Annotated in this window: 15 protein-coding genes and 1 tRNA gene; 2 read left to right on the top strand and 14 right to left on the bottom strand. The window is 68.4% G+C overall.

From position 1 onward, the window contains the following. Window positions 1-3: 3 nt before the first annotated feature. The 14 genes from QCD70_RS01520 to QCD70_RS01455 all read right to left on the bottom strand — a co-directional run bounded on the left by QCD70_RS01520 (window position 4) and on the right by QCD70_RS01455 (window position 15871). Entirely contained in the window at window positions 4-687 is a 684-nt protein-coding gene (locus QCD70_RS01520) for an L-threonylcarbamoyladenylate synthase (protein ID WP_301213355.1), read from the bottom strand. A gap of 57 nt (window positions 688-744) precedes the next feature. Beyond that, entirely contained in the window at window positions 745-2007 is a 1263-nt protein-coding gene (locus tag QCD70_RS01515) for an acyltransferase family protein (protein ID WP_301213353.1), read from the bottom strand. A 23-nt stretch (window positions 2008-2030) separates the two neighbouring features. Continuing rightward, complete coding sequence (locus QCD70_RS01510; protein ID WP_301213352.1) at window positions 2031-2222, bottom strand: PLDc N-terminal domain-containing protein; 192 nt, start codon at window positions 2220-2222, stop codon at window positions 2031-2033. A 69-nt stretch (window positions 2223-2291) separates the two neighbouring features. After that, window positions 2292-3203 (bottom strand): peptide chain release factor N(5)-glutamine methyltransferase, encoded by a 912-nt coding sequence (gene prmC / locus QCD70_RS01505; RefSeq protein WP_301213351.1) that lies wholly within the window; start codon window positions 3201-3203, stop codon window positions 2292-2294. After that, window positions 3203-4285: a peptide chain release factor 1 gene (gene prfA / locus QCD70_RS01500; protein ID WP_055929431.1), complete on the bottom strand. Its 1083-nt coding sequence runs from the start codon at window positions 4283-4285 to the stop codon at window positions 3203-3205. Before prfA ends, prmC begins: the two co-directional genes overlap by 1 nt. Before the next feature lie 3 nt (window positions 4286-4288). Beyond that, on the bottom strand, window positions 4289-6547 hold the full coding sequence (rho, locus tag QCD70_RS01495; RefSeq protein WP_301213348.1) for a transcription termination factor Rho: 2259 nt from the start codon (window positions 6545-6547) through the stop codon (window positions 4289-4291). 180 nt (window positions 6548-6727) lie between these two features. Then, complete coding sequence (gene thrB, locus QCD70_RS01490; protein WP_301213347.1) at window positions 6728-7660, bottom strand: homoserine kinase; 933 nt, start codon at window positions 7658-7660, stop codon at window positions 6728-6730. Next, on the bottom strand, window positions 7657-8754 hold the full coding sequence (gene thrC, locus QCD70_RS01485) for a threonine synthase (protein WP_235497216.1): 1098 nt from the start codon (window positions 8752-8754) through the stop codon (window positions 7657-7659). The genes thrB and thrC overlap by 4 nt, the downstream gene beginning before the upstream one ends. 5 nt (window positions 8755-8759) lie before the next feature. Next, complete coding sequence (locus tag QCD70_RS01480; protein ID WP_301213346.1) at window positions 8760-10103, bottom strand: homoserine dehydrogenase; 1344 nt, start codon at window positions 10101-10103, stop codon at window positions 8760-8762. Beyond that, the gene (lysA, locus tag QCD70_RS01475) at window positions 10100-11533 is read right to left on the bottom strand and encodes a diaminopimelate decarboxylase (protein ID WP_301213345.1); all 1434 of its coding nucleotides are present in this window, start codon (window positions 11531-11533) and stop codon (window positions 10100-10102) included. Before lysA ends, QCD70_RS01480 begins: the two co-directional genes overlap by 4 nt. A gap of 120 nt (window positions 11534-11653) precedes the next feature. Further along, window positions 11654-12562, bottom strand: a complete 909-nt coding sequence (locus QCD70_RS01470) for a Vgb family protein (protein WP_301213344.1) — start codon at window positions 12560-12562, stop codon at window positions 11654-11656. Further along, window positions 12559-13329, bottom strand: coding sequence for an LmeA family phospholipid-binding protein (locus QCD70_RS01465; protein ID WP_301213343.1), 771 nt, complete (start codon window positions 13327-13329; stop codon window positions 12559-12561). The genes QCD70_RS01470 and QCD70_RS01465 overlap by 4 nt, the downstream gene beginning before the upstream one ends. A 9-nt stretch (window positions 13330-13338) precedes the next feature. Then, window positions 13339-15018 carry an arginine--tRNA ligase gene (gene argS / locus QCD70_RS01460; RefSeq protein WP_301213342.1) on the bottom strand — a complete coding sequence of 560 codons (1680 nt, stop codon included), beginning with the start codon at window positions 15016-15018 and terminating at the stop codon, window positions 13339-13341. 58 nt (window positions 15019-15076) lie between these two features. Next, window positions 15077-15871 (bottom strand): transglutaminase-like domain-containing protein, encoded by a 795-nt coding sequence (locus QCD70_RS01455; RefSeq protein WP_301213341.1) that lies wholly within the window; start codon window positions 15869-15871, stop codon window positions 15077-15079. 112 nt (window positions 15872-15983) lie between these two features. Here QCD70_RS01455 and QCD70_RS01450 point away from each other — a divergent pair. Together QCD70_RS01450 and QCD70_RS01445 are read left to right on the top strand one after the other, a co-directional pair. After that, a tRNA-Arg gene (locus QCD70_RS01450) sits at window positions 15984-16055 on the top strand. 85 nt (window positions 16056-16140) lie between these two features. Then, entirely contained in the window at window positions 16141-16836 is a 696-nt protein-coding gene (locus tag QCD70_RS01445; protein WP_301213340.1) for a Pr6Pr family membrane protein, read from the top strand.

Genomic DNA, 16836 nt, shown 5'->3' with positions numbered 1-16836 from the left:
GGATCAGCCGTCCAGTCGATCCACGGGCCGATCGGAACCGAGCAGCACATCGCCCAGAACGGCGCGCAGCTCGACCTCCGACACGGCGCCGTGACGCACGATGCGGATCGAGCCGTCGGCGGCGAATGAACTGGCATCGACGATGGTCGAGGTCACCGTCTCGGTCTCTCCGCCGTCGAGGTAGACGTCGACGCTGTCGCCGAGGCTCTCGAGAGCGAGGGATGCCGTGGTCGCCGCAGGCTGTCCGGTGAGATTCGCAGACGACACGGCGAGCGGACCCACCTCGGTGAGCAGCTCGAGAGCGATCGGGTCGGAGGGTTGCCGCAGGGCGACCGTTCCTCGTGTGTCGCCGAGATCCCAGGCAAGGGACGAACGGGCGGGAACGATGATGGTGAGTCCGCCGGGCCAGAAAGCGTCGACGAGGTCGCGCACGGGCTGGCTCACGGTCTCGGCGAGAGCGTCGAGGGTGGCGACGCCGGGCACCAGGACGGGCGGCGGAGAGCTGCGGGTGCGGCCCTTGGCGTCGAGGAGGGCCTGGATCGCGACGGGATTGAATGCGTCGGCGGCGATGCCGTACACGGTGTCGGTCGGAATGACGACGAGGGCACCACGGCCGATCGCAGAGCGGGCGAGTCGCATTCCCGTCAGGAGCTCGGACGGAACCGAGCAGTCATAGAGGGCAGCCATATCGACCCCAATGATAGCCGCAGAGTCTGCGCGGGCCCGACAGGCTTCGCTGGCGGGTCAGACCCGGATGTGAGCGGGCAGCATGCGACGCAGCAGTTTCCTGGCCGGTTCCTCGATGAATCGCCAGAGAATCCAGGCACTGAACCACGCCGCTGCGGCCGTGCCGATGCCGACGAGCAGCAGTGGCGGACCCGACTCGGCGCCGAGGACGGACGCGGCGAGGAGACCGGCTCCGATCACCAGCGGATGCACGAGGTAGAACGCGAACGACGCGCGACCCGCGAGAAGGAGCGGTCGCGTGCTGAGGAGCCGGGACAGCGGATCCCGGGGACAGATGGCCAGCGTGGCGATGAGCACCACGAACAGCGGCAGCACGACGATCGATTCGGCGGGAGCGATCATGTCGATGCCGTCATGGAACTCCTGCTGCCCGGCGCGCATGAAGGTCAGCGGATCGTTGTAGGCCACGACGAGAAGCACCACGATCGAGGCCGCGGCGGTCAGGCTGGCCAGGGGCAGACGTCGGACCCGGCCGGTGGTGCCGGACCGGGCCGCGGAGGCAAGGTGGCGATGCAGCAGAAGCGACAGCACGGCGCCTATCCAGAACTCCCCCAGCACCCTGATGGGGAGCACGCCCGCCGCCGTGACGTAGCTGTCGTTCGCGAACAGGAAGATCGTGTCGTCCTGCATGCTGGCTCCGACGATGAGGACGGGCAGCATCAGCAGCACGATCACCGTGATCATCACGCGCCGGGATGCGACGGCCGCGAATCGCGAGAGGCCGACGACACCCACGGCGAAGGTCAGGTATGCCATCCATTCGGCGCTCACCGACCAGTCCACCCCGTTCCAGTCGAGGGTCGAGGGGAACCACCCGTTCAGGAGTGTCAGGTGCATGAGCAGACGGCCGGGATCGGCCTGCGCGAGGTATGACGGATCGCCCGACGTCAGGGCCTGCGCGATGAAGTATGCCCCGAACAGCATGAGGACGAACGCCGTCAGCGGCCAGACCCGGGCGAGGCGAAGCCATAGGAAGCCGACGGCCTTGCGCCAGCCGTATCCCGTCGTCATCGTCGTGAGGTGCGTGTAGGTCAGGATGAAGCCGCTGAGGATGAAGAAGAGGTCGACGCCCAGGTAGCCGGCCGACGATATGTGGATCACGAGCTGCGTGACGGGGCCCGGGCCCAGCGCGTCGACGATCTCGGTTCTGAAGTGGCGCAGGAAGACCCAGAAGGCGGCCACCGCGCGGATGCCCGTCAGTGCACCGATCAGCGGCGCCCGACGAGAGGTCGACTCGCTCTCGGCCTCGAGCCTCGGCATCGCTTCGGGGTAAGGGCGGAGCCCTACCGCGTGACCTTGCCGCGACCGAAGAGCAGCCAGAGGATCGAGCCGACGAGGTTCAGCAGGAGCACCACGATGAACCAGACGAGCTTGCCGACGAAACCGTGGTTCGGGTTGCGCACGATCGAGATCACCGTCGCCACGAAGATGACGAACAGCACGATGCCACCGATGGTTGCACTGATCGGTTCCATGATCACTCCAGTTTCTCGAGGTGGCGCGGATCGGGTTCGGTCCTCCGCCGCCTCAGCTTAGCGGCGGCGTCAGCGAAGCGCTGTCGTGGCGCGATCGCGACCCGTGAGGTCGCGGTGCGTCGCGGTGGCGTGCCAGCCGTCGGCATCCAGCAACCGCCTGATCTCGCCGCCCTGCAGCTCGCCGTGCTCGATCACCAGCACGCCGCCCTTGTGCAGCAGGCGAAGTCCGGTCCGGGATACGTTCCTGACGACGTCGAGACCGTCTTCGCCGCCGTAGAGCGCGTGCTCCGGGTCGAAGAGTCGGACCTCGGGGTCGCGCGGGATCGCGCGTGCCGGAATGTACGGCGGATTCGACACGACCACCGAGACGGTGCCGTCCAGCTCCGGAACCGCGTCGAGCAGGTCGATGAACACGAGACGCGCGTTCTCTGCGCCGATCCGGCGGAAGTTCTGCTTGGTCCAGACGAAGGCCGCCGAGCTGTTCTCGACGGCCACCACCTGGGCGTGCGGCACCTCCGTGGCCAGCGACAGGGCGATGGCGCCGCTGCCCGTTCCGAGGTCGACGGCGATGGGGCCGTCTTCGCGGCGCGGATCGATGACGATGGATCTCAGGGAGTCGATCGCGAGGCCGGCCACGAATTCTGTCTCGGGCCTCGGCACGAACACGCCGGGTCCGACCTCGAGTTCGAGATTGCGGAACCAGGCGACGCCGGTGATGTGCTGGAGCGGCTCTCTCGCGGCTCGGCGTTCGATCGCCTCGCTGATCGCCACGGCATCCTCGACGCCGAGCGCCTTGTCGGTGACGGTCATGGCCTGCACCTGACCGCGGCTCGCTCCCAGCACGAAGCCCACCAGCAGCTCGGCGTCGACCTGGGGGTCGGCGATGCCGCTGCGCGCGAGCACGGAGACGCCGTGCTCGAGGATGCTCCGAACAGTGGGGGGCCGCAGAATTCCGGTGGGTTCGAGGAGCGTGGTGCTCATTACTCCGCCGCTCCCCCGAGCTCCAGGAGGCGTGCCTCCTCGTCTGCGGCGATGCACGACTCGATCACGGGCTCGAGGGCGCCGTTCATGACGCCGTCGAGGTTGTACGCCTTGTATCCCGTGCGGTGATCTGCGATGCGGTTCTCCGGGAAGTTGTAGGTGCGGATGCGCTCGGAGCGGTCCATCGTGCGGATCTGGCTCTTGCGCACCACGGATGCCGCAGCGTCGATCTCCTCCTGCTGGCGCGCGAGGACGCGCGCGCGCAGAACGCGCATACCGGCCTCACGGTTCTGCAGCTGGCTCTTCTCGTTCTGCATGGCCACGACGATGCCGGTGGGAAGGTGTGTGATGCGCACGGCCGAGTCGGTCGTGTTGACCGACTGCCCGCCCGGCCCGGAGGACCGGTAGACATCGATCTTGAGATCGTTGGGGCTGATCTCCACCTCTTCGGGCTCGTCGACCTCGGGAAAGACGAGCACGCCGGCTGCCGACGTGTGGATGCGCCCCTGCGACTCAGTCGCGGGAACGCGCTGCACGCGGTGGACTCCACCCTCGTACTTGAGGTGCGCCCAGACGCCCTGCGCCGGGTCGGACGAGGAGCCCTTGATGGCGAGCTGAACGTCCTTGATTCCGCCGAGGTCGCTCGAGGTCTGCTCGATGATCTCGGTCTTCCACTTCTTGCTCTCGGCATAGTGCAGGTACATGCGCAGGAGATCGGCCGCGAACAGCGCCGACTCGGCGCCGCCCTCGCCCATCTTGATCTCCATGATCACGTCGCGTCCGTCGTTCGGGTCACGAGGAATCAGGAGACGGCGGAGCCGCTCCTCGGCGACCGCGAGGTCGTCGGTGATTCCGGGAACCTCTTCGGCGAACGACGCGTCCTCGGCGGCCATCTCCTGTGCGGCCGCGAGGTCGCTCTCGAGCTGCTGCCACTGGCGATAGGCCGCGATGATGCGACTCAGCTCCGCGTAGCGACGATTGACCTTCTTCGACCGGGCGGGATCCGAGTGCAACGCCGGATCGGCGAGCTGCTCCTGCAACTCGTCATGCTCGGTCAGCAGTGTTTCAACTGACTCGAACATGGCCTACTTCTCCAGGTCGCGTCCGTTGTGACCTGCGGGAGCCGGCATCGTCTTCTGCACCTGCATGAGGAACTCGACGTTCGACGTGGTCTCCTTGAGGCGACCGAGAACGATCTCGAGCGCCTGCTGCTGGTCGACACCGGCGAGGGCGCGACGCAGCTTCCAGGTGATCTTCGTCTCGTCGACGCCCATGAGCAGCTCTTCGCGACGGGTGGACGATGCGTTCACATCGACGGCCGGGAAGATGCGCTTGTCGGCGAGCTGGCGCGACAGGCGCAGCTCGCTGTTGCCGGTGCCCTTGAACTCCTCGAAGATCACCTCGTCCATCTTCGACCCGGTCTCGACGAGCGCGGTCGCGAGAATGGTCAGAGAGCCGCCGTTCTCGATGTTGCGCGCGGCACCGAAGAAGCGCTTCGGCGGGTAGAGCGCCGATGCGTCGACACCGCCCGAGAGGATGCGTCCGGATGCCGGCGAGGCCAGGTTGTACGCGCGTCCGAGGCGGGTGATCGAGTCGAGCAGCACGACGACGTCGTGTCCCAGTTCGACCAGGCGCTTGGCACGCTCGATGGCGAGCTCGGCGACAGTGGTGTGGTCTTCTGCGGGACGGTCGAAGGTCGAGGCGATGACCTCGCCCTTGACCGTGCGCTGCATGTCGGTGACCTCTTCGGGACGCTCATCGACGAGAACGACCATGAGGTGCACCTCGGGGTTGTTCGTCGAGATGGCGTTGGCGATCTGCTGCAGGACGATCGTCTTGCCGGCCTTCGGCGGCGCGACGATGAGCCCGCGCTGACCCTTGCCGATCGGCGCGACCAGGTCGATGATGCGCTGCGTCAGCTTGCCGGGCTCGGTCTCCAGACGCAGACGCTCCTGGGGGTAGAGCGGCGTCAGCTTGTTGAACTCGACGCGGTTCGCCGCTTCGTCGATGGGGAGCCCGTTGATGGACTCGATCTTGACGATCGCGTTGTACTTCTGGCGTCCGTTGCCGTCGCCCTCGCGAGGCTGGCGGATCGAGCCGACGACGGCGTCGCCCTTGCGCAGGTTGTACTTCTTGACCTGGCCGAGCGAGACGTAGACGTCGTTGTTGCCCGGCAGGTAGCCGCTCGTGCGCACGAACGCGTAGTTGTCGAGGATGTCGAGGATTCCGGCGACCGGGATCAGGACGTCGTCTTCGCTGATCTCGGGCTCGAGCTCGTCGTTGCCGGTCTGTCCGCGACGCTTGCGATCGCGGTAGCGGTTGCGGGCGCTGCGGTCGTTGCGACCGTCGTCGTCGAGCGAGGGTCCGTTGGCGTCGGAGCGGTCGTTCTGCGGACGGTCGCCCTGCAGGCGCTCGTTCTGAACGCGATCGCCCTGGTTGCGACCGTTCTGAGCCCGACCGTTCTGGCCGTTCTCGTTCTGGCCACGCTCGTTCTGACCGCGCTCGTTCTGCGCACGGTCATTCTGGCCACGCTCGTTCTGGCCGCGCTCGTTCTGAGTGCGTGCCCCGCCGGAGCGATCCGACGTGCGCTCGTTCTGCTGCGGCGCGTCGACGGCCTGCTCGGGGGCGTTCTGACGCTCCTGCTGGTTGCCGCCGCGGTCGCGGTTGCGATTGCGGTTGCGACCCTGTCGGCCGCCCTGCTCGCGGGGCTGCTCGGAGCGCTGCTCCTCGGTGTCGTCCGACGAGCCGCTCTCCGATGAGCGGGAGTCGGTCGAGCGGGACTCGGACGACCGTGCGTCCTTGTCGGCGGCGCGGCCACGGGTGACGGGGGGCAGCAGAGCCGAGAGCTCGTCGCTCTTGGCGTTGACGTGCGAGACGGCGGGCAGTCTCGTCTCGGACTCGACGGCTCCTGCGCCGTCGACCGACTTCGCACGGCGCGGAGCGCGCTTGCGCGGCGCAGACGTGTCGACAGAGGGGAGTTCGATCTGCGGGAGTTCGACCGATGCGGCGTCATCGCGCGGCGCGGCAGCGGGGGCGTCATCGGCGACGGCCTCGGTGTCGGACGCGGGTTCCGCGGCGTCGTTCGAGGGGAGGTCGACCAGGGCGGGCTGCGCGGTCGGCTCCTCTTCTGGGGAGGCGACGATGGTCCCGTCGGCGGAGAATGCGGGCGATGCGGAATCGCCGGCCTGGTGGTCGGTGATCGCCTGGACGAGCTCGCCCTTGCGGAGGCGAGCGGCGCCGGTGATGCCGAGGGCATTGGCGAGAGCCTGGAGCTCGGCGACCTTGAGGCCGGCGAGGTCTGAGCGGGTTTCCGCGCCCGGGGCGCGGAGGTTGACGTCAGTCACGTGTGTGGGGTTCCTTCCACTGCTGTCCGCTCCTGACCTGAGGCCGGGTCGGTACTACGCAGGCGGTTCTATACAGAGAGCTGTCCGTGTACGAGGCGTATGGGCGAGAGGTGCTGAGCCAGTACGCGTAAGTCGCGGGGCAGCGATGAGTGTGAGATTGCTACCGGGTACGAGCTTGGATCAAGCCGCTTCAACCGGATGCGTGACCACTGTAGCACCTTTGAAGTCGACAGCCAGTACGAGCGATGTCCATGGCGTCGCGGATTGCGATTCGACCAGTTCGACGGCGGCGAGGCGCTGGGCGGGATCGCTGCACAGCACCAGGATGCTGGGACCTGCGCCGGAGACGACGGCAGGGAACCCCTGCTCGCGCAGGAGCCCGATCAGTCGTGACGTGTCGGGCATGGCCTCGGCGCGATAGTTCTGGTGCAAGCGATCCTCGGTTGCCGCGAGCAGCAGCTCGGGGCTCTGGATGAGCGCCGCGATCAGAAGCGTCGACCGCGACACGTTGAAGATCGCGTCGGCGTGCGGAACGGACTCCGGCTGCAGGCTGCGGGCGAGGGCGGTCGACATCGTGGCCTGAGGCACGAGCACGAGGGGCGAGACTCCCCTGTGCACGATGAGCTTCTTGAACTGGGGTCCCTCGGCGGTGACCCAGGCGATCGTGAGCCCGCCGAACAGGCAGGGCGCCACGTTGTCGGGGTGCCCCTCCATCTCGGTGGCCAGGGCGAGCAGGCCGAGCGCGTCGATGTCGACGATGCCTTCGAGCAGGCCCTTGGCGGCCATGATCCCCGAGACGATCGCAGCGCCCGACGATCCGAGACCGCGGCCGTGGGGAATGACGTTGCGGGCGACGAGGTCGAGCCCCGGCAGGGGCTGGTCGTAGGCGGCGAAGGCGTGCGCGATGGCGCGCACGACGAGGTTGGACTCGTCGGTGGGAACCTCGCCCTCCCCCACACCGGTGACCTGAACCGTCGCTCCGGGCTCATCGCGAACCGTGACGGTCAGCTCGTCATAGAGCGCGAGCGCGAGGCCCAGGGTGTCGAAGCCCGGGCCGAGGTTGGCGGTCGTGGCCGGAACCTTGACCGTGACCGAACGGCCCGCAAGGCTCACGAGTCGGCTTTCGAGAGTCCGAGCACGCCGGCGATCTCGTCGGTGTCGACGGCGACCGAGGTGGGCGTCACATCGGAGCCGTCGGCCGTCTTGAGAGCCCACTGCGGGTCTTTCAGTCCGTGGCCCGTGACGGTGAGCACAACAACGGCCCCCTTGCCGATCACGCCGGCGTCGGCACGCTCGAGCAGGCCGGCGACGCTGATGGCTGACGCCGGCTCGACGAAGATGCCCACCTCGGCCGAGAGGATGCGGTAGGCCTCGAGGATCTTGTCGTCGTCGATGGCGCCGAAGTATCCGTCGTTCGCCTCGCGTGCTGCGAGTGCGAGCTCCCACGACGCCGGGTTTCCGATGCGGATGGCCGACGCGATCGTCTCGGGGTTGCGCACGATCTCGCCGCGCACGATGGGTGCACTGCCCGACGCCTGGAATCCGAACATGCGGGGAAGCTTGGTGGTCTCGCCGCGCACGAGTTCTTCTGAATAGCCGCGCGAGTAGGCCGTGTAGTTGCCCGCGTTGCCGACGGGAACGATGTGGAAGTCGGGAGCGTCGCCGAGGACCTCGACGACCTCGAACGCGGCGGTCTTCTGGCCCTCGATGCGATCGGGGTTCACCGAGTTCACCAGGTGCACGGGGTAGTTCTCGGCGAGGTCGCGGGCGATGTCGAGGCAGTCGTCGAAGTTGCCGCGGACCTGCAGCAGCTCGGCGTTGTGCGCGATGGCCTGGCTGAGCTTGCCGAGAGCGATCTTGCCCTCCGGCACGAGCACCGCGGCCGTGATGCCCGCGTGGGTGGCGTAGGCCGCGGCAGACGCCGACGTGTTGCCCGTGGACGCGCAGATGACGGCCTTGGCGCCATGCTCGACGGCCTTCGAGATGGCCATGGTCATGCCACGGTCCTTGAACGAGCCCGTGGGGTTCATGCCCTCGAACTTCACGTAGACCTGGGCTCCGGTGCGAGCAGACAGCGCGGGCGCCGGGATGAGGGGCGTTCCACCCTCGCCGAGCGTCACGATGGGGGTCGCCTCCGAGATGTCGAGACGGTCCGCGTACTCGTGCAGCACTCCGCGCCACTGGCGGGATGCTCGTGTGGTGCTCACGGGATTCATGCTCCTTCAACTCTCAGAACGGATTCGACCCGCACGACGACCTTCTGGTCGGCGATGGCGGCCACCGTGCGCGACAGTGCGCGCTCGCTGGCCTCGTGGGTGACAATGACAAGGGTAGCGGTGCCGGAGCCCTCCGTCGTTCCCGCGGCCACGGCATCCGGCCCCACCGACGCGACCGACTGCTGCACGGCCTCGACGGAGACGCCGTGCTCGCTGAACAGCGAGGCGATGCGCGCGAGCACGCCCGGCGCATCCGAGACCTCGAGGGTGATCTGATAACGGGTGCTCACGCTGTCGATCGGCAGGATGGTGAGGTTCGCGTGGGTCGTCTCCGCCACGCCCGGACCGCCGGCGACGTGGCGTCGAGCCGCGGAGACGACGTCGCCGAGAACCGCCGAGGCCGTCTCGATGCCGCCCGCTCCCGCGCCGTAGAACATGAGATCTCCGGCGGCCTCCGCCTCGACGAACACCGCGTTCTTGCCGCCGTGGACGGCCGCGAGCGGGTGCTGGCGGGAGATCAGGGCCGGATACACGCGGGCCGAGACCCCCTCGACGCCGGTCTCCGGGTCGGTGAGCCGCTCGCAGATTGCCAGCAGCTTGACCACGTAGCCGGCCTTCTGGGCCTGGCTCACCTGTGCCGCGGTGATCGTCGTGATGCCCTCACGGTGCACGGCCTCGACGGGAACGTCGGTGTGGAAGGCGAGCCGGGCGAGGATGGCCGCCTTCTGCGCGGCGTCGTAGCCCTCGATGTCGGCGGTGGGGTCGGCCTCGGCGTAGCCCAGCTCCGTCGCCACGGCCAGGGCGTTCTCGAAGGTGTCGCCCTCCACGTCCATCTTGTCGAGGATGAAGTTCGTGGTGCCGTTGACGATGCCCAGGATCCGCTTGACGCGGTCACCGGCGAGGCTCTCCCGCAGGGGACGGATGATCGGAATCGCCCCCGCAACGGCGGCCTCGTAGTAGACCTGCGCACCGACCTGCTCGGCTGCGGCCTGCAGCTCGGGCCCGTGGGCGGCGAGGAGCGCCTTGTTGCCGGTGACGACGTCGGCACCCGAATTGAGCGCGTGCAGGATGTAGCTGCGGGCCGGCTCGATGCCGCCCATCAGCTCGATCACGATGTCGGCCGACTCGATGAGGCTCATCGCGTCGGTCGTGAGCAGTGCCGGATCGAGTGGCGCCGAGCGGGGTGCGTCGACATCGCGCACCGCGATGCCGACCAGGTCGAGACCGGCTCCGACCCGGGAGGCGAGCTCGTCGTGGTGTTCGGTGAGCAGCGTCGCCACCTGGGCGCCGACGGAACCGGCTCCCAGGAGGGCGACTCGGAGGTTGCGATAGGCGATCATGATGCTCCCGGTGCGGTCGGCGCGAAACCCGTGTCGCGCGCGAGAAGGTCGTGCTCGGTCTCGCCGCGGATGAGCAGACGCGCCTCGCCATTGGCGACGGCGACGACAGGCGGTCGACCGACGATGTTGTAGTTGCTTGCCAGGGCCCAGCAGTAGGCGCCGGTCGCGGGCACGGCGAGCAGGTCGCCGGGTGTCACGTCGGCGGGCAGGTAATCGGCGTTCACGACGATGTCGCCCGACTCGCAGTGCTTGCCCGCGATGCGCACGAGGGCCGCATCGGCATCGGATGCGCGGCTCGCGATACGCACGGAATAGTCGGCACCGTAGAGGGCGGTTCGTGCGTTGTCGCTCATGCCGCCGTCGACGCTCACATAGCGTCGCGGCGCGGTGGCGTCGGACGAACCGCCTTGAAGCGTGACATCGACGTCTTTGATGGTGCCGACACTGTAGAGGGTGACTCCCGCGCCGCCGATGATCGAGCGTCCCGGCTCGAAGGCCACGACCGGAAGGGCGATGCCGAGAGCCGCGCACTCCGCCTCGACGATGCTCGCGATGCGGGCGGCGAGCTCCGCGATGGGAGTGGGGTCGTCGGCGGTCGTGTACGCGATACCGAATCCGCCTCCCAGGTTGAGCTCGGGCACGGGCCCGGTCTCGAGCAGTCTCGCGTGCAGGGAGAGCAGACGTGCCGCCGATTCCGCGAAGCCGTCGGCACCGAAGATCTGCGAGCCGATGTGGCAGTGCAGCCCCCGGAACTCGAGAGCGGCGTGCGAACGGATCGACCTGACGGCGGCTTCGGCGCGGTCGAGGGGGAAGCCGAACTTCTGGTCTTCGTGGGCGGTGGCGAGAAAGTCGTGCGTGTGCGCGTGCACCCCGCTGTTGACGCGAAGTCTCACGCCCTGAACGCGGCCCAGCCGGGCGGCGGCCGCGGCCACGCGATCGATCTCGATCTCGCTGTCGATCACGATCGTTCCGACCCCGGCGGAGACGGCCCGCTCGATCTCGTCGAGCGACTTGTTGTTGCCGTGCATGCCGATGCGGCCCGGATCGACCCCCGCCGCCAGTGCGACGGCGAGCTCTCCGCCCGTGCAGACATCGACGCCGAGCCCCTCGTCGCTCACCCAGCGCGCGACGGCGGTGCTGAGGAACGCCTTGCCCGCGTAGTAGACCTTCGCCCGCGTTCCGATGCGCTCGAACTGACCGGTGAACGCGTCGAGGGTCTCGCGGGCACGCGCACGCACGTGCTCCTCGTCGACCACGTACAGCGGAGTGCCGAACTGCTGCACGAGATCGGTTGCGGGAACGCCGCCGATCGAGAGCACGCCGTGCCGATCGCGGAGAACGCTCGACGGCCACACCGATGCGGGGAGATCATTCGGGTCGGCGGGCACGGCCAGCCAGTCGGGCGCGAGGGGACTTGCGACGGAGGTCATTGAGGATCCTCGGATGAGATCGATCGTCCCGGCACGGGACCAGTGGTCGGGTGGGGGCGAGCGAACCCGGATTGGTTCCTGAAGCCTGTGCACGCCCGCAGAAGGGCGACAGCAGAAATACTACTGGATGCCGTCGGCCGGGTCTCCGGGGTCGGCGAAGCGCGCGAGGTCGCCGCGCTCGAGGGCGAGCCACAGGTCTCCGGAGGAAGCAGAAGCCATCGCAACGGGAGCGCCTCGATCGCCGGGGATGTCGACCGTGGCGATGCGGCCGTCGCCGTCGACTCGACCGATCGAGGCGCGGTGCAGCATCGTGAACCAGCAGCCGCCCCGAGGGTCGGCGCCGACGCGGATCGGGCGAAGGCCCTCGGCGAGAGCGAACTCGGTCACCTCGCCGCCGCGGTCCAGGCGACCGATGACGCCACGTCCGGGATCGGCGAACCACAGGCATCCGTCGTCGCCGACGCTCACGTCTGTCGGAGCGGCGAGCGGGTCGTCGAAGCGCACCAGGCCGGGCTGCGAGTCGCCGCCCCGGGCGTAGGCGATGGCGCGCGCCCCGGGAAGTCCGAACCACACCGATGTGCCGTCGGACGCGATCGAGGACGGCTCTCCCCCGACGGCTCCCGGGGCGAACTCGGTGACGCGGCCCAGGATGTCGACGCGACCGATCGCATCCGCACGCTCTTCGACGAACCAGGCGCTGCCGTCGTCGAGGCCGACGATGCCGGCGAGCCCGGCATGCGCTGTCGGAGCCCGCGTCGACCAGACGACGCCGGAGGGATCGAGTCGGAGGATGCGATCGGTGCCGCGATCGGTGACCCAGACAGAGTCTCGGGTCGCCGCGGCCACCGAGCGCGGTTCTGCGGTCGCCTGCCCGAGATCGAACCGGCTCAGCTCGCCGTCGACCGACCGTCTCAGCACGGCGGCAGAGCCGTCGACACACCACACCGCGGAATCGGCCGTGATCGCGAGGGCACGCGCGCCGCCGGGCGACGCGCCCACGTCGTGGAACGAGAACCGGGGGTCGGTCACGGGCAGACGCCCAGAGTGCTCAGGCTCGTCTCGTCGATCGAGAGATCGGATGCCCGGAGCACGACGGTCGCCTGGCCGGGCGTGATCGTGAGGTCGGCGAGCTCGACGCCCTGCGGCAGGTAGCTTGCGACACAGAGGGGGATCGATTCGTCGAGAACCGCGTCGAGCGCGTCGGAGGCGTCGACCACGGCCGAGCCGGCCGTCAGAGTCGCCTTCTGCGGCGACAGCACGACCGAATCGGGCGTCACCGAGACGGAGGCCGTGACCAGGTAGTCGATGCTCAGACCGAGGAACGAGATCGATCCGTCATAGCCGACAGCCTGATCATCGAGTGTCAGGGTCGCGGCTCCGGGGACTTCGACAACGCTGTTCACCGCGTCCTGGCTGAGGGTGAGGGTGGCCGACGCCGCGCCGACAGGCTTCGACAGATCGGTGGGGACCCCCGTGGCGACGACGTGCGCGTCGACCGGAACCCCGGAGACCGTGAGGGCGGGAGCGTCGAGCTCCACCCGATCGAATGTGCCCGAGAGATACTGCTGCAGAAACGAGAACCCGTCGATCGACACATCGATGTCGCCCTCGACCGTGTCGGGCAGGCTCGCAGCGATCTCGGAGGCCGCGCGATCCTGGGCGTAGGCCCGCAGCGACACGTCGGCCACGACCACGCCGACGGCGAGAACCACCACCACGACCAGGGCGATCACCACCCCGACACCACGGCGACGGCGGCGCGGAACAGGCTCGGTCGGGTACGTCGACTCCCCCACGATGCTCCGCTACATCCGTTCCGGGGCCGACACACCGAGGAGGTCGAGTCCGTTGCGGATGACCTGGCCGGCTGCGTCGTTGAGCCACAGGCGGGTGCGGTGCAGGTCGCTGATCGGCTCGTCGCCGAGCGGCAGCACGCGGGCCTGCGAGTACCAGCGGTGGTAGTGGCCGGCGACCTCTTCGAGGTACCGGGCGATGCGATGCGGCTCGCGCAGCTCGGCCGACTTCTGCACGATGCGCGGGAACTCCTGCAGCGATCCGAGCAGTTCGGTCTCCGACTCGTGCGACAGCAGCGATGGATCGAACGCGGAGCGCTCGACCCCGGCCGCGGCCGCGTTCCGTGCAACCGAACGGGTGCGCGAGTGGGCGTACTGCACGTAGAAGACGGGGTTGTCATTGGTCTTCGACCGCAGCACGTCTCCGTCGAGCGACAGCGGCGAATCCGCAGGATACCGGGCGAGCGAGTACCGCAGGGCGTCGGCGCCGACCCATTCCAGCAGGTCGTCGAGCTCGATGATGTTGCCCGCGCGCTTCGAGAGCCTGGCTCCGTTGAGGTTCACCAGCTGGCCGATCAGCACCGAGATGTTCACGTTCGGGTCGTCACCCGCCGCGGCGGCCAGGGCCTTGAGGCGGCCCACGTAGCCGTGGTGGTCTGCGCCCAGGAGGTAGATCTTCTCGGTGAAGCCGCGGTCCTTCTTGCTGAGGTAGTACGCGGCGTCTGCGGCGAAGTAGGTGACGACGCCGTTGCCACGGGTCAGCACACGATCCTTGTCGTCGCCGAAGTCGGTGGTGCGCACCCACACCGCATCGTCGGCCTCGAAGACGTGGCCCTGGGCGCGCAGCCGGTCGGCCGCGTCGTCGATGAGACTCCGGCCGGTCGCGGGGTCGCCCGCGTGCAGGGTGCGCTCCGAGAAGAACACGTCGAAGTGCACGTGGAAGCGTTCGAGGGAGTCCTTGATCTCCTCGAGCTGCTTCAGGTAGCCGAGGTCGCGGGCGAGCGGAACGGCCTCGTCGAGCGGAAGCTCGAGCAGGTTCGGCACGCTCTCGAGCACGTGCTTCGCGAGCTCGCCGATGTAGGCGCCGGGGTATCCCTTCTCGGGCGTCGGCTCGCCCTTGGCGGCCGCAAGGATCGAGAGGCCGAAGTTGTCCATCTGGTTGCCGGCGTCGTTGATGTAGTACTCGGTCGCGACCACGGCACCGGATGCGCGCAGCACGCGGGCGATCGCGTCGCCGAGTGCGGCCCACCGGGTGTGCCCGAGGTGCAGGGGCCCGGTCGGGTTCGCCGAGACGAACTCCATGTTGACCGAGAGGCCTGCAAGGGAGTCGTTGCGCCCGTACTCGTCTCCGGCATCGACGATCTGCCGGGCGATCTCGGCGGCCGCGGCGACGTCGAGCGTGATGTTGATGAATCCGGGACCCGCGACATCCACCGACGCCACGCCGGGGATCGCCTCGATCTCGGGCGTGATCTCGGCGGCGAACGCGCGAGGGTTCGTGCCGAGACGGCCTGCGAACTTCATGGCAACGTTCGACGCCCAGTCTCCGTGGTCGCGGTTGCGCGGACGCTCGAGCGCGAGGTCGGCGATCGTGACGGCGCCGTCCGGAACGGCCTCTCCGGCTGCACGGCGCCGCTCGATGCGGGCGGTCACGATGTCGAAGAGGGCGAGGGAGAGCTGTTCGGGAGTCACGAGCGTCGATCTTACCGTTCGGGCCGTGCCGGCCCGTCTGCGCGGGCCGCCGCCCCGGTCAGCGCAGCTGCACCAGCTGGGTCACGTCGTCGGTGGGCAGCTCGTCGACCGTCGCCGTGACCTCGAGCTCGGTCAGGGTGAGGAGCCCGTCGTGGTTGGTGAGGAAGGCGGTGTCGGCGGCGTCGCGACCCGTGGAGATGCGCACGAGGCTCTGTCGGGGCGCCAGGGCCGTCGCATCCACGATGTGCCAGGCGCCGTCGATGAACGCCTCGGCCACGGCGTGGAAGTCCATGGGATCGAGCCCGGGCGCGTAGACCGCGACGAGTCGCGCCGGAACGTCGAGGGCGCGCAGCAGCGCCACCACGAGATGGGCGTAGTCGCGGCACACCCCCTGTCGCGCGAGCAGAGTGCGTACGGCGCCGTCTGTGGGCAGGCTCGAGCCCGGCACATAGCTGAGCTTGTCGCCGACCCAGGAGCTGACTCCGTCGAGGAGAGCCCTGCCCTTCAGCCCGGCGAACTCCGACACGGCGGTCGGCAACAGGATGTCGGACTCGCAGTACCGGCTGGGCTTGAGGTAGGTGATGCGATCGATGGCCGTGATCTCGGCGGGCACGGCCTCCCCCGTCACCGTGGCCCAGTAGTCCATGGTGAGGGTGCCGGCGCCCACGGTGAACTGATGGAGGCGGGTGCCGTGCAGGTCGCTGATCTCCACGGGCGTGATGCTGCTTCCCCCGTAGCGGAAGTCGAGTGTCTCGACCTCCCGGGTGATGCCCTCGGCCACGGATGCGGCGAAGACCATGGTCACCGGGCTGTCGATTCGGACGGCGATGTGGGCGGAGACGGAGCGCTTCATGAGCAGCATCATGTCATCCGAATGTTTCCGGATGATGTTGCCCGTGCGGCCGTTGCGTGCAGCCGCCGAAGCGCGCTACTGTGCGCCGCTTCTGGTAGGTTTTCTGGAGTACGCCCTCGTAGCTCAGCGGAAGAGCGCTTCCCTCCGAAGGAATAGGTCGCTGGTTCAAATCCAGTCGAGGGCACACGGCTCCCCTGGAGTGCACACGGTTTTCCGCAACACAGCGTCTCCAGCTACACCTCGGTCGCGTCGAAGGGGATGACACCGGCATGAGAATCCTCTTCGCGGTCTTCCGCTCCGCCATCGCCGTCGCGATCATCGCCGCCATCGTCGGCCAGCTCATCACGAGCCTCGCGTTCTGGTCGTCGAGGGGCGTCACGAACGTCGGCAGCAACATCGTGAACTTCTTCAGCTTCTTCACCATCGAGTCGAACATCGCCGCGACCGTGGTTCTCGCCATCGGGGCATGCCTTCTCGTCTCACGACGCGGCGCGGATCCCGAATGGTTCCAGGTGACGCGCTCCGCGGTGGTCACCTACATGGTCGTCACCGGCATCGTCTACAACCTGCTTCTGCGCGGCATCGAGCTGCCCCAGGGCGCGACCCTCGGGTGGTCCAACGAGATCCTGCACGCCGTCGCCCCCGCGTACCTCCTGGTCGACTGGATCCTCGCGCCCGGCCGCCGGCCGCTCGGGGCGCGACGCATCGGCATCATCCTGATCTATCCCCTGGCCTGGGTCGTCTACACGCTCGTCCGCGCTCCCTTCGTCGTCGACCAGGTCGCCTCGACCGACTACTGGTATCCCTACCCGTTCCTCAACCCCAACACCTCGCCTCAGGGCTACGTGTCGGTCGCGTTCTACGTGGTGTTGATCGCCGCGGTCATCGGCCTGACCGCGGCCGGGGTGCTCTGGATCTCCCGGCGATGGCCGCGCACCGCAGCCGAGACTCGACAGGCGTCCTAG

This window comes from Agreia sp. PsM10 (assembly GCF_030433855.1).
Taxonomy (GTDB): Bacteria; Actinomycetota; Actinomycetes; order Actinomycetales; family Microbacteriaceae; genus Agreia.
The sequence above is the reverse complement of the archived record's forward strand: the minus strand, read 5'-3'. Positions and strand labels throughout refer to the sequence as shown.

Excerpts from the sequence above, each read along its gene's own strand:
- QCD70_RS01520 (WP_301213355.1), bottom strand. The coding sequence starts at position 687 with ATGGCTGCCCTCTATGACTGCTCGGTTCCGTCCGAGCTCCTGACGGGA.
- QCD70_RS01515 (WP_301213353.1), bottom strand. The coding sequence starts at position 2,007 with ATGCCGAGGCTCGAGGCCGAGAGCGAGTCGACCTCTCGTCGGGCGCCG.
- QCD70_RS01510 (WP_301213352.1), bottom strand. The coding sequence starts at position 2,222 with ATGGAACCGATCAGTGCAACCATCGGTGGCATCGTGCTGTTCGTCATC.
- prmC (WP_301213351.1), bottom strand. The coding sequence starts at position 3,203 with ATGAGCACCACGCTCCTCGAACCCACCGGAATTCTGCGGCCCCCCACT.
- prfA (WP_055929431.1), bottom strand. The coding sequence starts at position 4,285 with ATGTTCGAGTCAGTTGAAACACTGCTGACCGAGCATGACGAGTTGCAG.
- QCD70_RS01480 (WP_301213346.1), bottom strand. The coding sequence starts at position 10,103 with ATGATCGCCTATCGCAACCTCCGAGTCGCCCTCCTGGGAGCCGGTTCC.
- lysA (WP_301213345.1), bottom strand. The coding sequence starts at position 11,533 with ATGACCTCCGTCGCAAGTCCCCTCGCGCCCGACTGGCTGGCCGTGCCC.
- QCD70_RS01455 (WP_301213341.1), bottom strand. The coding sequence starts at position 15,871 with ATGAAGCGCTCCGTCTCCGCCCACATCGCCGTCCGAATCGACAGCCCG.
- QCD70_RS01445 (WP_301213340.1), top strand. The coding sequence starts at position 16,141 with ATGAGAATCCTCTTCGCGGTCTTCCGCTCCGCCATCGCCGTCGCGATC.